Source organism: Akkermansia muciniphila (assembly GCF_018709685.1).
GTDB classification, from domain to species: domain Bacteria; phylum Verrucomicrobiota; class Verrucomicrobiia; order Verrucomicrobiales; family Akkermansiaceae; genus Akkermansia; species Akkermansia muciniphila_E.
The window spans coordinates 147,697-171,072 of record NZ_JABDHQ010000005.1 but is presented as its reverse complement, the minus strand read 5'-3'; the positions used below and the strand labels follow the sequence as shown (position 1 = coordinate 171,072).

20 protein-coding genes are annotated in these 23,376 nt (G+C 61.0%); 9 read left to right on the top strand and 11 right to left on the bottom strand.

Annotation, left to right across the window (positions count from 1 at the left end; genetic code table 11):
* Window positions 1–20: 20 nt before the first annotated feature.
* The gene (gene gltX, locus HHJ06_RS05240; RefSeq protein WP_215428266.1) at window positions 21–1,322 is read left to right on the top strand and encodes a glutamate--tRNA ligase; all 1,302 of its coding nucleotides are present in this window, start codon (window positions 21–23) and stop codon (window positions 1,320–1,322) included.
* A 71-nt stretch (window positions 1,323–1,393) separates the two neighbouring features.
* On the opposite strand, the gene HHJ06_RS05235 is transcribed toward gltX, so the two are convergent.
* Window positions 1,394–2,716: an amidohydrolase family protein gene (locus tag HHJ06_RS05235; RefSeq protein WP_215428263.1), complete on the bottom strand. Its 1,323-nt coding sequence runs from the start codon at window positions 2,714–2,716 to the stop codon at window positions 1,394–1,396.
* A 209-nt stretch (window positions 2,717–2,925) separates the two neighbouring features.
* Here HHJ06_RS05235 and HHJ06_RS05230 point away from each other — a divergent pair, with 209 nt between their 5' ends.
* Genes HHJ06_RS05230 through queC form a run of 3 tightly spaced genes read left to right on the top strand, consistent with a single transcriptional unit; the run spans window position 2,926 to window position 6,523 of the window.
* Entirely contained in the window at window positions 2,926–5,382 is a 2,457-nt protein-coding gene (locus HHJ06_RS05230) for a mechanosensitive ion channel family protein (RefSeq protein ID WP_215428261.1), read from the top strand.
* A gap of 30 nt (window positions 5,383–5,412) precedes the next feature.
* A complete protein-coding gene (gene queF / locus HHJ06_RS05225; RefSeq protein WP_215428259.1) occupies window positions 5,413–5,820 on the top strand; it encodes a preQ(1) synthase in 408 nt (135 codons plus the stop codon).
* A gap of 10 nt (window positions 5,821–5,830) precedes the next feature.
* Window positions 5,831–6,523: a 7-cyano-7-deazaguanine synthase QueC gene (queC, locus tag HHJ06_RS05220; protein ID WP_215428257.1), complete on the top strand. Its 693-nt coding sequence runs from the start codon at window positions 5,831–5,833 to the stop codon at window positions 6,521–6,523.
* A 33-nt stretch (window positions 6,524–6,556) separates the two neighbouring features.
* Here the strand turns inward: queC and tmk are convergent, their stop codons facing one another.
* The 4 genes from tmk to HHJ06_RS05200 all read right to left on the bottom strand — a co-directional run bounded on the left by tmk (window position 6,557) and on the right by HHJ06_RS05200 (window position 10,081).
* Entirely contained in the window at window positions 6,557–7,183 is a 627-nt protein-coding gene (gene tmk / locus HHJ06_RS05215) for a dTMP kinase (RefSeq protein ID WP_215428255.1), read from the bottom strand.
* A complete protein-coding gene (locus HHJ06_RS05210; protein ID WP_215428253.1) occupies window positions 7,180–8,550 on the bottom strand; it encodes an MBL fold metallo-hydrolase in 1,371 nt (456 codons plus the stop codon). Before HHJ06_RS05210 ends, tmk begins: the two co-directional genes overlap by 4 nt.
* Window positions 8,551–8,743: 193 nt before the next feature.
* Complete coding sequence (locus HHJ06_RS05205; protein ID WP_215428251.1) at window positions 8,744–9,232, bottom strand: GNAT family N-acetyltransferase; 489 nt, start codon at window positions 9,230–9,232, stop codon at window positions 8,744–8,746.
* A gap of 87 nt (window positions 9,233–9,319) precedes the next feature.
* Window positions 9,320–10,081: a hypothetical protein gene (locus tag HHJ06_RS05200; RefSeq protein WP_215428249.1), complete on the bottom strand. Its 762-nt coding sequence runs from the start codon at window positions 10,079–10,081 to the stop codon at window positions 9,320–9,322.
* A gap of 338 nt (window positions 10,082–10,419) precedes the next feature.
* Here HHJ06_RS05200 and HHJ06_RS05195 point away from each other — a divergent pair, with 338 nt between their 5' ends.
* The 4 genes from HHJ06_RS05195 to HHJ06_RS05180 all read left to right on the top strand — a co-directional run bounded on the left by HHJ06_RS05195 (window position 10,420) and on the right by HHJ06_RS05180 (window position 13,315).
* Entirely contained in the window at window positions 10,420–10,707 is a 288-nt protein-coding gene (locus HHJ06_RS05195; RefSeq protein ID WP_215428247.1) for a YkvA family protein, read from the top strand.
* A 23-nt stretch (window positions 10,708–10,730) separates the two neighbouring features.
* Window positions 10,731–11,423: a DUF4230 domain-containing protein gene (locus HHJ06_RS05190; protein ID WP_215428246.1), complete on the top strand. Its 693-nt coding sequence runs from the start codon at window positions 10,731–10,733 to the stop codon at window positions 11,421–11,423.
* A gap of 81 nt (window positions 11,424–11,504) precedes the next feature.
* Window positions 11,505–12,752, top strand: coding sequence for an NADP-dependent isocitrate dehydrogenase (gene icd, locus HHJ06_RS05185; RefSeq protein ID WP_215428244.1), 1,248 nt, complete (start codon window positions 11,505–11,507; stop codon window positions 12,750–12,752).
* A gap of 131 nt (window positions 12,753–12,883) precedes the next feature.
* Window positions 12,884–13,315 (top strand): VOC family protein, encoded by a 432-nt coding sequence (locus HHJ06_RS05180; RefSeq protein WP_215428241.1) that lies wholly within the window; start codon window positions 12,884–12,886, stop codon window positions 13,313–13,315.
* 125 nt (window positions 13,316–13,440) lie between these two features.
* On the opposite strand, the gene HHJ06_RS05175 is transcribed toward HHJ06_RS05180, so the two are convergent.
* The 5 genes from HHJ06_RS05175 to nrfD are packed head-to-tail and all read right to left on the bottom strand — an operon-like array spanning window position 13,441 to window position 19,571.
* On the bottom strand, window positions 13,441–15,777 hold the full coding sequence (locus HHJ06_RS05175; RefSeq protein ID WP_215428239.1) for a c-type cytochrome: 2,337 nt from the start codon (window positions 15,775–15,777) through the stop codon (window positions 13,441–13,443).
* Window positions 15,774–17,006: a hypothetical protein gene (locus tag HHJ06_RS05170; protein ID WP_215428237.1), complete on the bottom strand. Its 1,233-nt coding sequence runs from the start codon at window positions 17,004–17,006 to the stop codon at window positions 15,774–15,776. The genes HHJ06_RS05175 and HHJ06_RS05170 overlap by 4 nt, the downstream gene beginning before the upstream one ends.
* Entirely contained in the window at window positions 17,003–17,674 is a 672-nt protein-coding gene (locus HHJ06_RS05165) for a c-type cytochrome (RefSeq protein ID WP_215428235.1), read from the bottom strand. Before HHJ06_RS05165 ends, HHJ06_RS05170 begins: the two co-directional genes overlap by 4 nt.
* A complete protein-coding gene (locus HHJ06_RS05160) occupies window positions 17,671–18,234 on the bottom strand; it encodes a quinol:electron acceptor oxidoreductase subunit ActD (protein WP_215428233.1) in 564 nt (187 codons plus the stop codon). The genes HHJ06_RS05165 and HHJ06_RS05160 overlap by 4 nt, the downstream gene beginning before the upstream one ends.
* Window positions 18,231–19,571, bottom strand: a complete 1,341-nt coding sequence (gene nrfD / locus HHJ06_RS05155; protein WP_215428231.1) for an NrfD/PsrC family molybdoenzyme membrane anchor subunit — start codon at window positions 19,569–19,571, stop codon at window positions 18,231–18,233. The genes HHJ06_RS05160 and nrfD overlap by 4 nt, the downstream gene beginning before the upstream one ends.
* Window positions 19,572–19,895: 324 nt before the next feature.
* Between nrfD and HHJ06_RS05150 the strand changes: the two genes are divergently transcribed.
* Entirely contained in the window at window positions 19,896–20,909 is a 1,014-nt protein-coding gene (locus tag HHJ06_RS05150; RefSeq protein ID WP_215428229.1) for a chorismate-binding protein, read from the top strand.
* A gap of 31 nt (window positions 20,910–20,940) precedes the next feature.
* Here HHJ06_RS05150 and HHJ06_RS05145 read toward each other — a convergent pair whose 3' ends face one another.
* Window positions 20,941–23,337, bottom strand: a complete 2,397-nt coding sequence (locus HHJ06_RS05145; protein ID WP_215428228.1) for a glycoside hydrolase family 31 protein — start codon at window positions 23,335–23,337, stop codon at window positions 20,941–20,943.
* Window positions 23,338–23,376 lie beyond the last annotated feature (39 nt).

The following is a 23,376-nucleotide window of genomic DNA, read 5'->3' as shown; positions in this document are numbered from 1 at the left end:
CCCTTACTCTCTTACCCATCATGAGTCACGTCAGAACAAGATTCGCACCTTCCCCCACGGGCTACCTCCACATCGGCGGCGCGCGCACCGCCCTGTTCAACTGGCTGTTTGCCCGCAAGATGGGCGGCACCTTCATCCTCCGCATTGAGGATACGGACAACGCCCGCAACACGGAGGAAGCCACCCGCGCAATCTTCACCGGCATGGAATGGCTGGGACTGGACTGGGATGAAGGCCCCATGAAGGGCGGCGACTGCGGCCCCTACTTCCAGAGCCAGCGCAATGATATTTACGACGCCTATTTCAAGAAGCTCCAGGACGCCGGGCGCGTGTACGAGGACGGCGGCGCATGGCGCTTCCGCTTTGACCGCTCCAAGCCCGTCACCTTCCATGACCTGATCTGCGGAGACATCACCATTGACTACCGGGACGCCTCCAACACGCCGGACATGGCCATCCGCCGCGCGGACGGCTCCTACATTTTCCACTTCGTCAACGTGGTGGACGACATTGAAATGAAGATGACCCACGTCATCCGCGGGGAAGACCACATCATGAACACGCCCAAGCACATCCAGCTGTTTGAGGCCTTCGGCGTCACTCCCCCGGTCTTCGCCCACATGCCGCTGATCCTGAACCAGGACGGCTCCAAGATGTCCAAGCGGGACGTGGGCGCGGCCCTGGGCACGTACCCGGAAGAAGGCTTCCTGCCGGAAGGCGTCATGAACTTCCTGGCCCTGCTGGGCTGGTCCCCCAAGGACGACACGGAAATCTTCTCCCCGCAGGAGCTCATTGAACGCTTCTCCCTGGAAGCGGTCAACCACTCCGCCGCCAAATTTGACATCACCAAGTGCCGCTGGGTCAACCAGCAGCACATCATTGCCCTGCCTGCGGAAGAATTCACGGCCCAGGCGCGGCCCTTCTGCCTGAACGCCGGGCTGCCGGACTCCCCCATTCTGGATGACGCCATCGCCACCGTACAGACGAAGGTGCAGACGCTGGCGGAAGTGCCGGACAAAATCCGCTTCTTCTTTGACCTCAGCATGGACCCGGAAGCCGTCGCCAAGGTCCAGCCGGAAGCCCTGGAACTGCTTTCCAAACTGGCGGACAGGCTGGAACAGGAACCGGAATGGGACGGCCATGAACTCATTGGCGTGCTGAAAGCCTTTGCCAAGGAAAACGGCGTGAAGATGGGGGCCGTGATGTTCCCGGCGCGCGTAGCCCTCACCGGCCTGAGCGGCGGCCCGGACCTCTCCTCCGTCTTCTCCCTGCTGGGCCGGGAGGAATCCGTGAAGAGAATCCGCTCCTTCTCCCTGAACTGATTCCCCCTTCCGGGAACAGCTTTCCTTTCCAACGCTCCGGATGAATGTCCGGAGCGTTTTCCGTGTCCCCGTCAGGGCAGCCCCAGGAATTCAGACGGATTGGCCGTCATCAGTTCATGCCTTTCCTGCTCCGTGAAGGTGTTCCGGAAATTCTCCATGTACACCTTCATCCCGTCCAGGAAAAGAAGGTTCAGATAAAAATCACTGCCGAACAGGAATTTGCGGCGCACCTGTTCCGGGGCCTTGAGGAAATACTCCCGCATCTCCCTGAGCCTGGGCGCCTCCGTGATGCAGGACAAATCCGTATGAAGGCCAGGGAACTGCTCCATCATGCCGTAAATCAGTTCCGTCCATTCCATGCCCTCGTCCCGGCAGCCGAAGTGGGCCAGGTTCAGCCGGAGGCGCGGAAAAGCTTCCATCACCTTCTTCCACAGCCGCGGATGGTTCAGAAGTTCCGCCTTCTCCTTCACCCGGAGCTTGTCCGTCAGGCGGTAGTGCCTGAATTCCAGAACGCCGTCATGCGGAACAACCTCTCCATTCCGGTAAACGTGCCCGTGCACCATGATGGAAGGGGAAAAACTGGCAAAGCCGCCGCCGGAACAATGGGCCGTCAGCGGAACCCCGTGCCGTTCGCAATACTCGTACAGGGCCATCAGCACGGGGTCCGTAGGGGAATAGCCATTGGGGCAGTATAGCTTGAAGCCGTAAAAACCGCCCTTCCCTCCCAGCCTGGGAAGCAATCTGTCCGTCAAGAGGGAAATGTCAATCGTCCCGTCCGGACCGTGCATGCAGTTGCCGGGGCGGCGCGGGTCCACCGCGTAAAACGGAAGCACCCTGCCGGGATGCGCCGCCGCCAGTTTGAGCAACGCCTCCTCCTGCATCCGGAACGCATCCCGTTTTCCCAGGGAAAGCCGTTCCGTCTTTCCGGACAGGCGGCGGAGGGCCTGCTTCATCTCCCCCAGTTCTCTTCTTTCCCCCCTCCCGGCATGCGCCGCCAGCTCATCAAGTTCTTTCCGGAGCGCGGCCCATTCCTTCCGCGCCGCCCTTTTTATATTCTTCTTGCAGACCTTGCGCCGCCGGAACCCGTTGGAATACCCGGCGCCCTTCATGCAGTAATCCAGGTCAAACATCAACGGCACAACGGTATTGCAGGCGCCTTCCGCCAGCAGCTTGCCGTAAATATCCTCCGTATCCATCAACCCCGTCCTGAAAAAGCGGATGATCCTCTTCAGTTCGCCGATGCCTCCCGCCGTTTCCAGACGGGCCTGCATTCCCCGGCGGCGTATCCGGGAAAGGATGAAATCCGCCAGGAGCCTCCAGGAGAGAACCTCGTGGTTGAACAAATGGCAATGGGCGTCTATGGTTAAAATTTCCGGTTCCTTCATACAAATCATGGAATTATTCTCATAATAACCAATATTCCGTTAAAAAATCAATCATAAAATCAATAAGGGCCAGACGCCGGGCACGGAAAGCCGGGTCCTGAAAAAACACCCTGGGGCTGCGCCGGAAAGCGCGCGGCTTCCCCCGCAAAGCCGTCTCAGGCAGCGCGGGAATATAACCTTGACCGTAATGCCCACAGCCCCTAGAACTGGAACCGTTCATGAGCATCCCTGATTACCGGACGTTTTTCCGCTGCTGCGCCGCCTTCCTCCTGGCGGGTTTCCTGGCTCTGGGCCATGCTGCGGCACAGCAGGCTGAAGAGCCCGCCGCCGTTCCGGAACAGGCGCAGGAACCGGCCCCGGCGGAGCCGCAGGCGGAACCGGACCATACGGAAATGGACACCGTCATCATGGCCCTGTGCCATGAAATAGCCATCCTGAAAAAGAATGAAGAAAAGAGGATGGCCATCCGGGACACGCTGGTGAAGGAGGCTGACGACACCTACAATTACTTTGACACCAGGGTTTATGAAATGTCCGCCGTGCTTTACGCGCTGGACGACCAGAAAATTTTTACCCTGGCCTTTTACTGCAAGGCCGCCACCAGCCTGGTGAAGCAGTATTACTCCGAGAGGCCGGACTTCCAGGGGCAGGAGGAGCGGCTGGACAAGGAAATAGAGCGCATCAAAAAACTGGTGGAATCCCTGGAGGAAGTCAATACGGACAACCTCTCGGAACCGTCCCTGGTGCAGAGGGATGAAGCCCTGTACACCTGCCGCGCCCTGGAGGAAGCCCTTCAAAAGGAAAAAGAGCAGATCAGCTACCTCAAGGAGCTGTTCAACAGCCTGACCGTAAAAATAGAAATCCTGAACAACGAGAGCGGCAAGCTGTTCACCTCCCTGTTCAACCGGGTATTCTACACCCCGTCCAATGCGGCCAAATACATCTTCCTGAAGCCGGCCAAGACTTATGAAGTGTGCATGGCGGCGTGGGAAACCTCCGCGGACAGCAAGTTTCAGCTCCCGTCAGACCCGCAGACGCTCAAGCATTACGGCCTCATCCTGCTGGGCATCATCTTCTGTTCCTACTGGCTTTCCCGCTTCATCGTCTTTCTTGGTTTCAAAAAAACGCTGGAAAAGACGGGCCACGTCAACAAGCGCCACGCCTTCACCAACGTCACCACCATCCTCATCGTGGCGCTGGTCCTCGTCATCTCCTCCCTGCGCACGCCGGACTACCTGCTGAAAAGCGCGGCCTCCCTGGGCGCGGAATTCCTCCTGCTGGTCAGCGCCATCCTGTTCTCCCTGGTGACGCGCCTCAAATACGGCACCATCAACGCCGGCATACGCATCTACATGCCCTACCTGATCCTGGGAGGCTTTTTCATGCTGCTGCGCATGTTCATGGCCCCCAACATCATCGTGGACATCTTCATGCCCGTCCTGTTCACGCTGGTCTCCCTCTTCTCCCTGCTGACCTGGGTGCGCCAAAGGCACAAGCTGCCCCGGCTGGACCGCTTCTTCGCCACCATCTCCCTGGTGCTCACCATCCTGGGCAGCGGCCTGTGCTGGGCCGGGTTCAGCTTCATGGCCTTCCTGGTGCTGATGACGTGGATCATGCTGATGACCAGCATCCTGCTCCTGGTGGGGCTTTGGGACCTGCTGCACCACTATGAAAACCACCGCAAGGAACGGAACAAAAAGGACATCCTGTGGTTCCGCCCCTTCGTCTCCAAGCTGGTGCTCCCGTGCCTGGCCATCTTCCTCATCCTGTTCAGCCTCATCTGGCCCGCCGCCACCTTCGACATGGGGGACCTCATCGTCAGCAAAATCTTCGCCACCACGGAAGTCAAGGACCTGCTCACCTTCAGCTGGAGCCACCTCATCACGGTCATCCTGATCGCCATTGTGCTCAACTACCTGATCTTCATCGGTAAAAACACCCTGTATGAAATCTACGGGGAGGAGTATGAAGTGGGCATCATCCCCACCTTCATCACCCTCTCCTCCCTGTTCCTGTGGGGGCTCTTCGTCTTCACGGCCCTCATCATCATGGACGCCAACTACAACGGGCTGCTGATGGTCATGGGCGGCTTGAGCATGGGCATCGGCTTTGCCCTGAAAGACACCATTGAAAACATCATCAGCGGCCTGTCCCTGATGCTGGGGCGCCTGCGCCAGGGGGACATGATTGAATGCGACGGCTACCGGGGGCGCGTCTCCTCCCTGGGCTACCGCTCCACCATGATTGAAACGCTGGACGGCTCCATCATCGCCTTCCAGAACTCCCAGCTCTTCAACAAAAACTTCCGCAACATGACCCGCAACCACAAGTTCGAATGCTCCAAGGTGGAAGTGGGCATCTCCTACGGAACGGATGTGGAGCGGGCGCGCGGCATCATTCTGGAAACGCTCTCCTCCCTGACCTTCCTTTCCAAGGTGAAGAAAACCAGCGTGGTGCTGGACAGCTTTGGGGACAGCTCCGTCAATCTTGGCGTGTGGGTGTGGGTTCCCGTCATGACGAAGGCATCCAGCCTTTCCACCGTGCGGGAAAACATCTATAATGCGTTCAACGAACACGGCATCTCCATCCCCTTCCCCCAGCAGGACCTGTACGTGAAGGAATTCCCCGGCAGGGAACCCGTTCGGGAAAAAGACGGCCCCGCGCAGGAAAACTGAATCTCCACTATAACACAACATCAACCATCCATGTCCGAACCTCTGACTCTCCTCGGCTCACAAAGCTCCTTCTTCACCAGCCCTGACGACGCCAAGCTGGAATCCTTCCCCAACCGCGGCACGCGTCCCTACACCATCACGCTGGACACGCATGAATTCTCTTCCCTCTGCCCCGTCACCGGGCAGCCGGACTCCTGCCACCTGATGATCACCTACGTGCCGGATGAAAAATGCGTGGAAACCAAATCCCTTAAATACTACCTGGCCTCCTACCGCAACTACCCGGCCTTCAATGAACAGATCGTCAACCGCATCACGGATGACCTGGTGGCCGCCATCTCCCCCCGGTGGCTGAAGGTGGAAGGCCGCTTCTCCCCCCGCGGCGGCATCCAGCTCACCGCCATGGCGGAGCACAACCCGGAAAACCGCCCACTTTAACCGTTCTGCCATGGAAACAATGGAAACCGCCGTGCTGCTCAGCGGAGGGCTGGACTCCAGCGTGGCCCTGCACTGGGCGCACCGGAACCACCGCGTGCGGGTGGCCCTTAGCTTTGACTACGCCTCCAACCACGCGGAACGGGAGCTGGAATGCGCCGCGTGGCAGGCCGCCAGCCTGGGCATTGAACACCGCGTCATTGACATCTCCTCCATCTCCGCCCATTTGAAATCCGCCCTCCTCTCCGGCGCGGAAGACATCCCGGACGGCTCCTATGACGAGGAGCTGATGAAGCAGACCGTCGTCCCCTTCCGCAACGGCATCTTCCTGTCCATTGCCGCCGGAGTGGCGGAAAGCTGCGGAGCGCAGCAGCTCGTCATTGCGGCCCACTCCGGGGACCACAGCATTTATCCGGACTGCCGGGAGGAATTCATGGCCGCCATGACGGAAGCCGTCCGCCTGGGGACCTATGCCGGGCTGGGCATCCTGCGCCCCTTCATCCACACCTCCAAGGGCGGCATCGCCGCCATGGGCCATGAACTGGGCGTGGACTTCTCCCGCACCTACTCCTGCTACAAGGGCGCCGCCGTCCACTGCGGCACCTGCTCCACCTGCATGGAACGGCGGGAAGCCTTCAGGGAAGCCGGAATCCCGGACCCGACGGTTTATGCGCCTGCGGCGCAGCGGCCAAATACCGCAGACTGAACCTCAAAGGGAATTCGCGGCTTTGGAGACATCTCATTCCTGATTACCCATCACTTCGGGAAAACGCCCGGAAAGGGTTTTCCGGACTCTTGCCGCCACTTCCTCTTTCCCGGCGTCCGCGTCCACGCGGAGCATCCAGGGTTCATGGATGGAGGCGAATACATTGCGGCAGGCCGCCAGGCCCGCCTCCGTTTCAAACGCGTCGCGTTCCCCGCGGCTCCCGATGCGCTCCAGCGCCACGGAAACGGGAATATCCAGCCAGACCACGGCGTCCGGCACGGGGGCAAACTCCTCATTGGCGGCGCGGATGACGGAAGTATCCACGCCCCGCGCGCCCTGGTAGGCCATCATGGAAAGATAATAGCGGTCCAGCAGCACCCACGCGCCGCGCGCCAGAGCGGGGGCAATCAGCGTCTCCACATGCTCCCGTCTGTCCTTCAGGAATAACTCTACCTCCTCCTCCACGGAGAGGCGGCCCGTCACGGCGGAATCCCGGAGCATCCGGCCCCACTGTCCGCGGGTGGGCTCAAAACTCTGCACCACTTCCAGGCCCTGCCCTTCCAGATGCTTCCGCAACCGGCCGATGTGGGTGGACTTGCCGGTGCCGTCAATGCCTTCAAAGACGATCAGGCGACCCTTTCTCTCTCCGGTGAAACTCATGACTCAAACGTATAGCGCTGTCCCGGCACGGGTGCGATGATGGTGGAATCCGGCATTTTGGCGGAAAGCGTGTCGTGCATCCATTCCACGGCGTCCGGGTCGCCGTGCACCAGAACCACCTGCCTGGGATTCAGCTTCACGGCATAATTAACCAGCGCGTCACGGGTGGCGTGCCCGGAAAAATCAAAACAATCCACCGTGCAATTGCGGCGCACCGGCTGGCCCTTGGGCCGCATCTTCACCAGTTCCCCCGCCGGGGCGGCCCTCAACTGGCCTGCCGGGGAATCCGGATCCGCATACCCCACAAAAAGAATGGCGTTCTTCTCATGCGGAAGAACCTGCTCCGCCATCACGTTGGAGAGCGTATTCTCCGTCATCATGCCGCTGGAAACCACGTAAATATTCCCGGGGGAACACACCAGGGGAGCCTTGCCCTTGCGCGGCAGGGGCATGGTCTTGATCTCCTCCTTCAGCTTGAACTCATGGTCATGCCTGCGGGTCAGCCCGGCAAAACGGTCGTACAGCAGGGAAACCTTGGCGCTCAACCCGCCGAAGTACACGGGCGTATTGGCCGGAATCACCCCCTGCTGCTTGAAACGGTGGATATTGAACAGCATCTCCTGGCTCTTGCCGATGGCGAATACCGGAATCAGTACCGCGCCGCCGCGTTCCAGCGTCTCCGCAATCGCCTTGCCAAACCGCACCATCTCCTCCGGGCGGGAATAATGGGCGCTGCGCTGGAAGCCGCCGCGCGTGCACTCCATGATCAGCGTATCCACGCCGGACTCCGGAAAATCCGCGCCGGGAATCATGCTCTGGTCCTCAAACTGCACGTCCCCCGTGTAAAACACGGTATGGCCGCTCTCGCCCTCCAGCATCACGCCTGCGGAACCCAGGATGTGCCCGGCATCGTAAAACGTGGCCAGCACGTTCTGCCGGAACCCCACGCGGAACACCTCGTTGCAGGACTTGGCATGCCAGGCGTCGCTCAGCCTGTCCAGATCGTTATGGGTGAAAAAGGGATACTCCACAATGCCCAGGTCCAGCCTCTTGGAGCTCATCACATTCACGGAATTGTGCAGCATCACCTCGGACAGGGCGGCGGCGGCGGGCGTCATGAACACATCCGCCGCCGGCTGCTTCTCCTGAAGCACGGGCAGCGTTCCCAGGTGGTCCAGGTGGGAATGGCTTAAAAAAACGGCCTCTACGGAATTGGGCTCCATGGAATCGAAATCCGGCATGGCCGCCAGTCCCTCCCTCTTGGGGTGCATCCCGCTGTCAAGTATGATCCGGGTGCCGTCCATCTCAAGCAAATAGCAATTGGCCCCAATTTCCTCGGCCCCGCTGATATTCGTAAAACTGATCATTATATGCCGCAGGAGAGTACCCCGTGCCCTCCGCCGTGTCAATGCCGCCTTCATGTTTGCGGGAGCAGGACGTTTCCGTTCCCGGAAATGGCCGCGGATCAAGGGAAGAACCGCCCTGCTCCCTATTCCGAAGAATCGTCCGTCCCCAAAAATTCCGGAACCCGTTTGGCCCGGCCATTCCACACAAACGTTCCTACGGCAGTATCATTTCATAATCAATGTAGTCCCCGAAAAAGGCGGTATGGCTTTCGTTCCTCCTTCTCCCGCAGGCCTTGAACCCCACGCTTTCATACATCCGCCGGGCGGGAAGCATCCGGGCATTCGTGGTGACGACTATTTTCCGCGCCTCCTGCCGGGCGATCCGGCGGAGCGCTTCCCGGAGCTGTACCGCGCCGTAACCACGGCCCTTATGGGAGGATATGATGCAATTATGGCCTACTTCCACGTGTTCGGGCATCTTCCTGGGGTCCCATGACGCCAGCCCGGCGGGTCTGCCATTGCAAACAGTGATAAAACCATACCTATCTGCAATCCGGGGGTTATCAAAGAAAAAATCGTCAAACTCCTTCCAGTCCGCCCCGCAGCGATCCTGCCACCGGGAGTCAAAGGAATAGGCGTCCGACAATAATTCAAACAATATCCCGCGGTTAAACTCGGTCACCCTTCTGAAATGAATGTCCATGGCGCCTCCTTGATCAATATTCCGTTATTTTCACGGGAATCCAAACCATTCTTTTTTCCGGATAAGGCTCGTTAATTCAAGTCAAACTTAAAAATTCCCCTGTAAGGGACGGAAACCATTCTTCTCATCTTGCAGCAAGCGTAATTTGGCGCTCCAAGGTTTGCTCCGGAGAACACGCATCCTTTCAAGATAGGCATCCGCTTCCTTCTGCGATTGTTCCGGAACTGACGGATGGTTTTTGATATAAGCCATTCTTGCCTCTAAAGGCACACTGCTTTCCAGAGACGTCCAGAACACATAATCCATGATTTCATATGCCCAGTTTTTCTCCAGAGCCAGCGCCTGATCCTCATCCTTCATCTGTTCCAGAAGTTTGATGGACATTTTCATGGATTTAATAAGGTGATGCTGGTAGCTCTGCAAGACGGCCTCCTGCAACAAAGAAAGATTCCTTGGCTTGTCCTCCACGATCACGGATGGAGAAGCTCCCGCATCACACCAGTGTTTAGGATACCCTGCCTTTCCCCGTGGAATCAGCACAGGGATAATCCCGGAGCATCCCATCCCCGTTGCAGGAGTGAACTCTACAGACTTCCTTTCAAATGCCACGGTTATTGGCACAGGCAGCTTATGGCCGTTGAGAGAAAGAATATCTATTTCCCATGTATCCCGTTCGCGGATGGTTCCTGAAAAATAGGCGGGAGCCACGTGCGGAGATTCGCCATACACGGAAGAGTTAATCCGTTCCTTGAGTCCGTCAGGGACGTTGCTCCCATTCTCTCCGGCTTGCAAAGGCGGCAATGCCGTTCCCGACAACATGCACAGGAAAAACAAAAGCCACTTGTTCATCAGGTAATTCCAGCATACCGGAAAGTAAAACGCAACAAGATTCGGTGAGGCGCGAGAGTTCCGCACGCAACCCGTCCTTTCCCTTGTCGCTGCTTTCTCCGATGGAAGATCATACTGTCCATGCCTTCCGGGATTTGCCTGAATCACATTCCTTTCTACCGGTTTGCATGTCATGAGGAGGTATCCGGGAAAGGTTCTTTCCTGATGCAACGTAATTGCCGTCAACAACCCAGCCCCTGCCGAACAATGGAAAACCTGGCTCCTGCGGCATCCGGGAATTGCTCTGGACGCCGCCGGGAGCGCATGAGATAATTTTTATGTCACCCTTCCAAGCCCTCATGAGCAGCAAGCTTCCCATTCCGCCCCAAGGCCCCAAACAGCAATTGCTGGCCAGGGCCGTCAATTATTTCCGCAGCCGGGAAGGAGAACCGCGCCTGTTTACCAAACGCAAGCTTGTTCTTCTTATCCTGACGGCGCTCTATGCCTTTTCCCCCATTGACCTGATTCCGGACTTCATTCCCGGAGTAGGCCAGATAGATGACCTGACCGTCATCGCCTTTGCGTTCCTGGCCATGTTCCTGCCTCCCATCAAGAAGGACGGCTCCCATGAAGACCCGGAACCCTGAGCTTACCGCCCGTACAGCTTTTCATGAGTGATTCCCCGCCATCCTTTCTCCATTCCCCCTCCGTCGTCGCCCTGGTGAAAGGGGCCGTTCTGATCGGAGCGCTGGCCGTCGTGGTCTGGGGCGTCCGTTCCTGCCTGACGGCTCCGGTGGAAAAACCGATGGAGGTGGCGGAAAAATTGATTGAGGCAGGCAGGGAGCTGGGGCTGACGCTGATCAACAAGGGTTTTTCCACAGATCACGGCGGCGTGGCCCTGATCGTGCAGAAGGATGAAAAAGTAGCCAACCTGGTTACCGTGGAACGGACGTTTGATTATGAATACCGCTATTCCACCACCTGGTGGTGGAGCAAAAAGACGCTGGTCCTGAAAGCGGCCTACCGCGCCCACGGGGGCATTGACCTGGAAGGGCCCGAGCCGCTCCGGATCATCATTCCTGCGGAGAACAAGGGTCCCATCACCGCGGAAGGTCTTCACGGAAAACTGATTTCCTGCGAGATGGTGGAAGGCTCCCTCCGCGTCGTGAGGGATGACGCCGGAATCTGGAACAGGCTTACCCCGGAGGACTCCGCCATCGCCGTCAACCAGTTGAATGAAAGCGCCCGGAAGCACATCATGGAGAGCGATTTAAAACGCCAGGCGGAAGAAAATTTCATGCGCCGCCTCCGGGAAGAAGCCCGGCAGCCGGAAGAACAGCCCGGAAAAGACCGCTGGTTCTGATGCATGCCCATGGAGCGCAGCTTCCCATTCCGTTCTTTTATCTTGCCAAAACAGTCTGCGTCCTATAAAGGAACGCACGTCATGGCCCATTTAACATTCACCCCTCCCACGGACGGCGCAGCCGTCACCATGCAGAACGGCAGGCTTTGCGTTCCGGACAGGCCCGTCATCCCCTTCATCATCGGTGACGGAACCGGGCCTGAAATCTGGGCGGCGGCTTCCCGGGTGATTGACGCGGCCGTGAAGAAGGCGTACCAGGGCAAGCGTTCCATCGCCTGGTATGAAGTTTTTGCCGGGCAGAAGTCCTTTGACAACCTGGGAACCTGGCTTCCCAACGAGACGGTGGAAGCCTTCCGCACGTACCTGGTAGGCATCAAGGGGCCCCTCACCACCCCGGTGGGCGGCGGCATCCGCAGCCTGAACGTCACGCTGCGGCAGGATCTGGACCTGTTCGTCTGCCTGCGCCCGGTGCGTTATTTTAACGGCATTGAAACACCCGTGAAAGCTCCGGAGAAGGTGGACATGGTCGTTTTCCGGGAAAACACGGAGGACATTTACGCCGGAATCGAGTTCAAGGAAGGCTCCGAGGAGGCCAAGCTGTTTTTCGACACCATGAACCGCATCTTCCCGGACCGCATGAAGAAGGTGCGCTTCCCGGAAAGCTCCGGCTTCGGCATCAAGCCCGTTTCCCGGGAAGGCACGGAGCGCCTGGTGCGCGCCGCCATTGATTACGCCGTGGAGAACGGCCGCAAGAGCGTCACGCTGGTGCACAAGGGCAACATCATGAAGTTCACGGAAGGCGGCTTCCGCGACTGGGGGTACGACGTCGCGCGCCGGGAATACGGCGCGCAGCCCATCGGAGACGGCCCCTGGATGAAGCTTCCCAACGGAATCGTGGTCAAGGACTGCATTGCAGACGCCTTCCTTCAGGAAATCCTGCTGCATCCGGAAAACTTTGACGTGGTAGCCACGCTGAACCTGAACGGGGATTACATTTCCGACGCGCTGGCGGCGCAGGTGGGCGGCATCGGCATCGCCCCCGGCGGCAACATCAATTACCTGACGGGCCATTCCATCTTTGAAGCCACGCACGGCACCGGCCCCAAACTGGCCGGACTGGACAAGGCCAATCCCAGCTCCGTCATCCTGTCCGCGGAAATGATGCTGCGCTACATGGGCTGGACGGAAGCGGCGGACCTGCTGATTCAGGCCATCGACCGGGTGATCGCCGCAAAAACCGTCACGTTCGACCTCGCGGAAATGATTCCCGGCTCCACGGAACTTTCCTGCTCCGCCTATGGCGACAAGCTGGTGGAAGCCCTGAGCTGACCTTTTCCCCGGCCACTTTCATCCGGCTGCCTTCCGGCACACTGTGCGGAGGGCAGCCCTTTTTTTGCAGGGGAACCGGTATCCGCGCCATTCCCATCAAACATTTCAAATACCATCCCATGAAAAAGAGCATGAACAGAATGAACATCATCTGCCTTGGAGTCAGGGACATGAAGAAGGCCCTGCAATTTTACCGTGACGGGCTCGGTTTTAAAACGGACGAGGCGGGCGACCACCCGGACGTTGTCTTTTTCAGCACTCCCGGCACGAAGCTGGAACTGTATCCGCTGGATTTGCTGGCAAAAGACATCAACGAGGAGAATCCTCCCCCCATCGGTTCCGGATTCGGAGGAATCACGCTTGCCTATAACGCAAAAACGAAAGAGGAAGTGGTTGAAGTCATTGAACTGGCCCGGAATGCGGGGGCCAGGATCGTAAAGGAACCCCAGGACGTTTTCTGGGGTGGCTTCCACGGCTATTTTGCGGACCCGGACGGCTATTACTGGGAAGTCGCCTGGGGGCCGAACGATGAATTTGACGACCGGGACATGCTCGTCCTGTAACCGGAATTTATTTAAATAAAAGGGCTGACGCTCCATATCCAGGCAACGGCAGACCGCAATGTTCCCTGAGGAACGGCGTCATTCCTTCAAGGCCGCCGCTCTCGTCCGGCCGCTCTCCTTTTCCGTCAGTTCATAGGGTTCCGGCGGATGGCGTCTATCTGTTCCGGCGTATAGGCCGCCTTTTCCAGGCCGCCGAACTGGCGGCGCAGGAACGTGAGCAGGTTCGCCAGGTCACGGGAATCCGTAACGCCGGGCGGCAGCATGGTGGAATCCCATTCCTTCCCGTTCACCGTGATCGGTCCGGTAAGCCCCTGGAGGATGATCTTCACGATTTCCGCGTCAGGTTTTTCCTTCAGCCATTCGGACCCGGCCAGGGGCGGATAGGTCACCTTGTCCCCCATGCCGTCGTTACCGTGGCAGATGGCGCATTTGGAAAGGTACACGCCCCTGCCCTTTTCCATGACAGCGGCGGCACGGGCCTTTTTCAGGCGCTCCATGTCCACGGCGGGAGGATGGGCGGCATAATCCGGATGAATGTGTGACAAGGCCGGGAAGGAATGGATCCGGTCACGCTTCACGGAGGGCTCCACTCTCCGGAGGGAAGCCAGGTAGTTCAGCAGCCGCTCTCCCCGCGGGGACGGAACCAGCTCCCGGCCCTGCTCCATCCGGACAGGCAGGGCAGCCGTGGAAGGGGCATTCCCCTCCACCGGGCGTTCCTCAAACAGGCCGGGCATGGCGGGGCACACGGTCCAGGGCTTTTTGAACTGCGCTTCCCGCGGGTTGTACAGATGCAGGGCCAGCCATTCCCGCACCTGCGCGGCCCGGAGCGTGCCGCCGGATACGGCGTCTTCATATTCCAGCCTTCCGGCGGCGTATTCCGCCGCATTGCTCAGGTCCGGGCCTATGGCCGCCACGCCGGCCTGCGGAGCCCCTTCCCTGTTGAATTCGGCATCCATGTCTTCAGGTTCACTGACGCGGTAGGGAAAATCCGGGTCCGTCCCGCGGTCGATCGCCGTCTGCCAGTCCCTGCCGGACATGGAACGCCGGATCATCTGCGTATGGCACAGGGCGCACCCCTCCGCGGCATAAATCCGGGCTCCTTCCGCGTCCTGGACGGGCCGCCTCACCTCCAGGGAATCCGGGGCCGGGGCATGCAGCAGCACGGCGGCGGCCGTCACCAGCGCAAGCGCCGCAAAAACGGTAAAGACGGAAAAAAGGCGCCCGGTCACCGGAGTTCCCGTTTCCGGCGCTCCGGCCTCCGCACGCGCCGGACGCCACAGGCAAAGACTCCCCGCCAGGCACAGCGCCATGGCGGCGGCATGGACGCAGGCCGCCATGCCCACCCAGCCGCTCATCAATTCCGCTCTCCGGGCCACGGGAAAGGCCTGCACGTCCACCGCGGCGACCACGCCCACGGCATAAGCCAGCAGCACGCCGCAAACGCCCGCAGAAAACAGCCACCATGCCACGGGAAACCGTGCGGGGCCTTTCCTCCCGGCCATCATCAGCACGCCCGCGCCCAGCATCACCCATAATTCCGCCTCATGCCACGCGGACAGGGAGAATTGCATCAGTTCCGGCCAGGAGCCGGAGAGAACATTCCACGCCGCCAGCAAGGCGAGCACGGAGCAGCCGGCTTTCAGCCAAGTTCCCATTCCCGGTTCCGGACACGGTTTCATCCAAAGCCTTGCGGCCATCAGCACGGCGGGAAGCGCGGCGCACCAGGCCCAGACCGCTCCCGCTTCCACCAGCGCCCACGGCACCGGAAAACCGCGGAGTCCCGCCAGGCCGCCAATCACCGGAGCCGCCAGCAACACCACGGCCATCCAGACAGACAAAATGCGGAACATCCGGCCCTGCGCCGCGTTCATGCGGAGGGCCGCCGCACCCAGCGCGGCAAACATCAGCCCGCAGGACAGGGAGCCGCCCAGGGAGGAGGCGTCCAGCAAGCCGTTCATGGACAGGGCCTGCGTATGCCCCAGCATCAGGAGAGCCGCCGCCACGCAACCCGCGGAAGAACTGAACAGCAGGCGCACGGGCCAGGGAAAGGGCTTGAACCACGCGGCGCACGCCATTCCGGCGGAAAGGAGGGCAAAAACCGGGCAAACCCACCAGTCAAAAGGCATCAGGAGGAGGCCGCTCCCGTCTCCCGCGGCTATCGTCCCCAGCCCCAGCAGGACGCAGGCATGCCAGAGCCATTCCGCGGGTTTCAGCCATCGCCCCCCAGGTCCCGCCATGAAAGAGAACAGGACGGGGAGAGCCCAGCCGTACACCAGGGCGCCGTAAAAGGCGAACATGAGCCGCCCCGCCGGCCAGGGGAGCGGAGCCCCCGCCACCAGTCCGGAGGCATGGACCAGGGACCACGCCAGCCCCAGCACGCAGGCCGCCGCCAGCCAGAACAGGGGCAGCCACTCGCCCGGACGGCGGCGGAACAGGGAGGAAACGGAGGCGGAAAGGTTCATCGTGATTCGGGAAATACCCTGCGGACGCTCAAGGCCCCCAGGAAGGAAAAACAGCAGATGGAGCCCATTACCCCCAGGAGCAGGACCAGGGGGACCCACGTTCCCCACGCATCCGGGGCCAGCCCCAGCCCGGGGCCAAACATCCAGCACGCTTCCAGCAGGGAACCGAGCAGAATACAGACGCTGACAGCGGCCAGCGCAGACGGGCGGCGCCTCAACGCGGGAAAGAGCAGGACCAGGAAGGGCAGCAGCAGTTCCAGCCCCAGCGCCACGGGCAGAAGCCCGGACCAGCCGGAGGATGCGGCGTCATAAAAGGCCATTTCATCAGGAATGGAGGCGTACCAGGTAATCATGTACTGGGAGTACGTGATGTACGCCTTCACCAGCACCATGGCCATCAGCATGCCGCCCAGGCGGGGCCACGGCAGGCCTTTCCCCCCGTCCAGTTTCCTCAATCCCGCGGCGGCCAGCACGGCGAAGGCCAGGGAAACCAGCAGGACGCAGGCAATCATGTACACGGGAAACATGGAAAGAACGGGGTTCCCCACGCCTCCCAGCAGGTCAAAGCCCAGCACGCCCAGCACCATGACGGCGGCAATCATGCAGAAGGCCGCCGCTCCCCTGTGGAAGGAGGGCTGCCATACCTCCTTTTCCGCGGCCAGCACGGCCCACACCTGGGCCATGCTCCAGGCCAGCACCACCATGATGCCCATGCGCACATACAGCCACGCCGGATTCCACCATGAGGCATCCGTCAAATCCAGCACGCCGAAGGCTTGGACGCCGGGCAGGGAAACATCCGCCACGCCCCAGTACCGCGCCGCTTCTGGAAAAATCACGGTGGTCAGGCAGCCGGCCGTACCCGCCAGCACCAGAACGCCGGGCAGGAAGCCCCAGCATCCCGCCGCCAGCACGCGCCTCAGTTCAATGCCCCAGCGGGCGCCCGTCACGGAAGACAGGCAGAGCCAGAACAGCGTGCCCAGGCACACTCCGGCCCCCAGGACGCCCACGGCCATTCCGGCGATGGCAAACGGCTTTCTCAATTCCTGGAGCCGCTCCCCGGCTACCGTCATGTCATCCCACGGCATGGCCGTGAAGGACTGGCGCATCAGCACGCACCAGAGCAGGACGGAGATGATCCACAGGGCGAGGGCGGCGGAACGCCCGGCCCAGCCGAATCCCGGCCTGTCCCGGCGTTCCGTTCCGGTTGATGATGTATTTCTGTTCATGGACGGTGTTCCTCCTGTTTCATCAAGTTTTGCTCCTCCGGGGGACCCGGCAGCGCCTGAAGCTGGCGGATGAACGCCACCAGGCACCAGATTTCCCGCGCTGTGAGAATGTTCCCGAACGCGGGCATGTTCCCCTGCCCCAGCCGGATGCTCCGGAACATCTTTCCGGGAGAATAGGCGGCATACTTTTCATCCCGGAAGGAGCCTATCTGCGGGTAGGTGTCATAGGCGGCCATGCTGCCGCGCCCGCTGCCATCCGCTCCGTGGCAAACGGCGCAGTGGGCCAGATACAGCGCGCGGCCTTCCGCCAGCACATCACGGTTGCGGGAAACGCCGCCCAGTTCCAGAGGCATGGAATCCTCCTCCCCGCCCTGCATGCGGCCTGAAGAAAAATAGGAGCCGTCCGCGGCAAAGGAATCCCGGCCGCCCCCGCGCTCCATGGGCGCCCCGCCCAGGGAGCGGGCCACGGCGCGGGGCGGCGTCAGGCGCACATTGCGGCCTGCGGGGGTGAAGACGGGCTCCTGCACCTGCTGGGCGTCCGCCAGCGGACGCTCGTTCATATTGTCAAACAAATGGGGAACGGGATTCCTGCCACCGCCGTCCCGCACCAGGAACCAGGCCGCCCCCAGCACCGCCAGGGCGGCGACCGCCACCACGCCGCCTCTCATGACGGCCCCCCTTCCGCATGGACATGTTCGCTCGCCTCCGGCAAGAGGGACGCGGCCAGGGCGGCGGAAGCCCCTTCCCTGCCGCCCTCCAGCAGAATGAAGTAACCGTCCCCGTGCTCGTCCGTTCTGAAAAAGTCACATTCAAACGCCCAGTCGTTCCACCTGGGGAGGACGGCCCCTTTCAGGAATCCGGCGGCGGTCAGGAGCCCTGCTCCCAGCAGCGTCCCTTCAAACAGGGGCGGAACGTACGCGGGCCAGTTATCCCAGCCCTGCACCCTGCCCTGGGTCACCAGGGGGTCCGCACGGAACTGCGTCCAGTAAAGCCACAGCGCCACAGCCAGGAACCCGCACAGGGCGCCCGCCACGGCCCACAGGCGCACGCCTGCGCCCACGGCCCTCCCGGCATGGCGGTTGGCAAGCCGCACGGCGGCGCAGGGATAGGGCGCGCAAACCTCCCAATGCACGCCTTCCTCCTTCACCAGCTTCCTGACGGCCTGGTAAAGGTCTTCTTCCGACCGGAAAGAAAGCACCCAGCCGGAGGTGATGCGCCTCTTCTTCATGCGCCGCCCTCCTTGTTCAGGGACTGCTGTTCCCGCACGTCGCACAGGGAAAAGAACGGCGTCACGCGCACCAGCACCATGTACAGGGCCGTGAACAGCCCCGCGCTCCCGGCCATCATCGCCAGATCCGTCAGGCTGGGGGAATAATCGCCTATGTTGGCGGCCAGCAGGGACGCCTTCAGGGAATTCACGACAATCCAGAAACGTTCCATCCACATGCCCGCCAGCACGCCCAGGGCCACAACGGCAATCACCCAGCGGCTGGTGCGCAGGGAGCGGAACCAGAACAGCTGGGGCAGCAGCACGTTCCCGGAGATCATGGCGGCCATGAATAAGGCATTGACCGGATTCCTGCCCGGGAACAGCTCCGGGGCGCCTCCGTTCAGCAGAACGGCCATGTGCTCCCAGAGATACATGGCCCCCATCACCAGGCTCAGCGCCAGGACAAACCGGGAACTCAAATCCAGAATGGCGGGGGTGATGGCCTGCCGGACGCCGCTGCCGGACATCAGGCGGCGCACCCCCAGCAAAATCAGCTGGACCATGGCCATGCCGCTTAAAATGGCCCCGCCCACAAAATAAGGGGGAAAAATGCTCTGGTGCCAGCCCGGCACCTGCGTCACGGAAAAGTCAAAGCTCACCACGGAATGGACGGATACCACCAGGGGAGTCAGGACAGCCGCAAAAAGCAGGCTGGCCTTCTCATAGGCGCGCCACTGGCGGCCCGTTCCCTGCCAGCCCAGCGCCAAACGGCCGTACCGCCGCCGCAGGCGCCCCGTGCAGCAATCCCGCAGCAAGGCGAAATCCGGCACCAGGCCGATGTACCAGTACAAAACGGAGAGCAGAAAATAGGTGCTGACGGCCATCACGTCCCACATCAGGGGGGAGGCCATGTCCGGCCAGATGCCGCTCACCTCCGGCAGCGGGGAGGCCATCCACGCCATCCAGACGCGCCCCACGTGCACCACGGGAAAGACGGCGGCGCAGATGACCGCGCACAGCGTCATTTGTTCCGCTCCGCGGGCGATCGGACTTCTCCAGGACTGGCGGGTCAGCAGCAGGACGGCGGAAATCAGGGTGCCCGCGTGGCCCAGGCCTATCCAGAAGACGAAGTGCACGATGTCCAGCCCCCATACCACGTTATTGTTCAGCCCCAGCACCCCCACGCCTTCCGCGGCAATGCGCCAGGAACTCCACCCCACGCCCCACGCCGCCAGCAAGGCGCTGGCAAGGAACACGCACCACCACACAGGCCCCAGCGGCTTGCGAACCTCCGCCAGCATGGTCTTCACCGGAACGGCGGCGGAAGAAACGGCTGGTGCTGGTCTGGTCATCATCTGCATGGGCGGAAGCTCGTTAGAGCTTACTTGAGTGCGTTTTTCCGTCAATTCAAAAGGGGAAGGCACGTGACATGACGCGCGGTTCCCGTCAATGGCGGCGTTATGGAATATCATGCGGAGTGAAAGCCCGGATTCTTTCAAAAAATCTGTTACCCGTCATGCCTCCGCTGCGCTGCGGTAACAATTCAGGCACGAAGGCCCGGAAACCGCCTTTGCAGTTGGACGGAAAGAAAATCTTGAAGTTCCAATCCTCCCTTCCCGCCCTCACAAACATTCAAATGGCTGGAATTCCCCCAGACGGCATTTTAAGATGGGCCGCGCATGGACATAAGCACGCTGAATTCCGGAGCCCTGATCAGACACCCTGCCCGCGGACTGCTCCTCGGGACCGGGCCGTTCCGGGAATCAGCCGCGCCCCCGGAAGACGGTCCCGCCTTTTACGTCAACACGTTCCGGCTGGACGACCCGCACCCCTGGAAGGTACCCTCCGCCCTCCACTCCATTCCGGAACCGGAAGGCGCCCTGCCCCCCGCTCCGGAAATCCGGTGGACGGAGCCGTCACCGGACGCGTACGCCCAGGTTTTTGCGGAAATCATTGAACAGATCGCTTCCGGGCATCTGGTGAAAAGCGTTCCCGCCACGCCCCAGTTCGGAGAAATGGAGGCACCCCATGTTCCCCGTGAGCTCATCCTGCGGGCCATCAACGGCTCCACGGTGCATTACCCCTATGCCTGGTGGACGGAGCGGGAAGGCTTCTGCGGAGCCACTCCGGAAACCCTGTTCCACCAGCAGGACCGCCGCCTGACGACCATGGCCCTGGCCGGAACGGCGCGCCCGGAGGACGAGTGGGTGTTCATCAATGACGACAAGGAAATCCGCGAACATGAAATCGTGGCCGGGAGCATCCTTTCCCGCCTGTCCCCGTACGGCAGCGTCACCAGAACGCCCCGCGGCGTGCTGAACCTGGATACCCTGATTCACTTCGTCACGTACCTCACCCTGGAGGCGGACGCTCCCATGCCCCCGGACCACTGGATACGGCTGCTGCACCCCACCCCGGCCCTGGGGTCCCAGCCCCGCACGGAGAAGACGCTGGCCCAGCTGGATGACTGGCGTTCACGCCTCCGCTGCCCGGCCCATTTCGGCGCCCCCTTCGGATTTCTGGAGGACGGGGACTTCTTCTGCCTGGTGGGCATCCGGTCCCTGTACTGGCAGGGGCAGCGGCTCGCGCTCTGCACCGGGGGCGGCGTAGTGGCCTCCTCCACGCTGACGCATGAATGGCGGGAGCTGAAATTAAAGAGGGACACCGTCAGGCACAGTTTCCAGCTTCCTTGAGCTTTCCGTCCGCCCTTCCTGCGGAAAGGTCTTATTCCTCCGTCCAGCTTACGGAAAGAGTTTCAAATTTGGCCCTCACCGGGATTCTCCACACCCGGCCGTCCCTGGCCACGCCGCTGCACGGAATCCCGTCCATCAGCGCGCTGACGAAAATCCCTGCCGGCAGGCCGTGCAGAACCACCTCCGCGGACTCATGGAACGCGCAGGGATCCCCCTCGCACTTCCAGTCCAGTTCCAGGGAGCTGGAGCCGCCGCGGTAAAGGAATTCATGCACGGCGCATTCCCCGTTCCTGTACCCGTAGCCGTCGCCCGCGTCTTCATACAGGTGGGAGGCTGTTTCCTCCTCCGGCGCCCACCAGACGTCCAGCGCCAGCGGGGGCCTGGACAGCTCGCCCACGTGCTGCTGGACGGGCCAATGAGGCACTACCGCCCCGCCGCGGACGTACACGGGGAGGAAGGAAAGCGGGCACTTCACCCACACGTCCTTTCCGGTGTCCTTCATCAGGCTGTCCGTGTGGTAGGAATACCAGACGCCCTCCGGAATGTACAGGAAGCGCCCTCCCTCCTGCGGCTCATGAATGGGGACAACGTACAAATGGTCTCCAAGGAAGTATTCCGCTCCGCGCCAGTAGGTATCCCGGTTCTCAAAGCATTGGAGCGCCAGGGAGCGCAGCACGGGCATGCCCGTTTCCGCATAACGCCGGAACTGGGTGTAAATATAGGGAAGAAGGCGGTACCGCCCTTCAATGGCGGCCTTCACGTATCCGGTCACCTCCTGGCCGAACACCCAGGGTTCCTGCCCGCCGAATTCCCCGGAGGAATGATTGCGGAAAAGGCCTTGGAACGCGGCCATCTGCATCCAGCGGCAGAACAGCTCCGGCGTGGGGTGGCCCATGAAGCCCCCCGCATCCGCCCCCGCAAAGGAAATGCCGGAGGCGGCAAGCCGCTGGCACTGGAAGTTGGCCAGCTTCAAATGCTCCCAGTTGGAACGGTTGTCCCCCGTCCAGGTGGCGGCGAAGCGCTGCAGTCCGGCAAAACCCGCGCGGGACAGCAGGAAGGGGCGCCTGTCCGGCGCGTGGCGCTTCATGGCCAGCCAGGAGGCCTCCGCCATGCACTGCCCGTAAATGTTGTGGGCCTTCTCATGGGAACAGGGCATGCCGTCATATTCATGCCGCGTATCCATCGGGAACGTGCGGTCCGGAAAAATAACCGGCTCATTCATATCGTTCCAAAGTCCGCGCACGCCCACCTCCTGAAGGTCATGCTTCAACAGGTCCGCCCACCAGCTCCGGACGGCAGGGGCCGTGAAATCCGGGAAATTGCAAAGCCCCGGCCAGACCTCCTCCGACAAAAGGGCGCCCTCCGCACGGCGGCAGAAATAATTCCGTTCCAGGCCCTGCGCCCAGACCGGATTGGCCGGGTTGATCTTCACGCCGGGGTTCACGATCAGGACCGTCTTCACCCCGTCCTCCTCCAGGGAGCGGACCATTCCCGCCGCATCCGGAAAATTGTACTTGTCCCACGTGAACCCCTCCTTCTTCTCCATGTAATGGTGGTCCAGATGGATGGCGTCACACGGTATGCCCAGGTCCCGGAACCGTTCCACCAGGTTGTACACGGCCTTGTCCGGGTAATAGCTCCATTTGGACTGGTGGTAGCCCAGGGCCCACAGCGGCGGCAGTTCCGGCGTGCCGGTAAGGCGGGTGTAGGCGGCCACGATGTCCAGCGGGCGGCGGTCGTAAATGAAGTAGTAATTCATCAGGCCCCCGAATGAACCGAAGGTCAGCACCTTTTCATCCGTGGCGCCGAAGTCGAAGTAAGAGCGGCACGTATTGTCAAAAAGCAGGCCGTACGCCTTCCCGTCCCGAAGGCTCAGGAAAAACGGGATGCTCTTGTACAAAGGGTCGGACTCCTCATGAAAATCATAATGGTCCGCCCCCCACATGGAAAAATACTTGCCCCGCAGGTTCAGGGCGCAGGGCTTGTCCCCCAGGCCGAAGAAGTGCTCCGTTTCCTGGAGTTTTTTCCGTATCCACACGCGGGCGTCCCCCGTCCAGTCCTTGGACTCCCGGCCAAAGCCTCCTTCATCCGCCAGCAGGGGTTCATCCGTGACAAGATCGTAAAAATCCACCTTTTGCTCCTCCGTGCGGATGCGTATCCGCAACAGGGACGTTTCAATGACATGCACTCCCGCTTCGTCATGCTCCCGGATTTCCGCTCCCGGGGCCTCGTACGCGGGGCTCACGGCATAACTGGGTTCGTCCTCCGGCACCGGTCCGGTGAAGTACGTCACACGGACAATTCCGGCGTCCGCAATGCACACGCTGAGAGTTATTTTAGAAACGGCATTCGTGTACTCCCACTTGACCAGACGCCCCCGGAGAGGAGGCGTTTTCCGCTTTTCAGGGATGTTGGAAAAGGAACGCATGGAAGCCAAACAGAAGAAAGTATCAAGGGTGTTCGATTC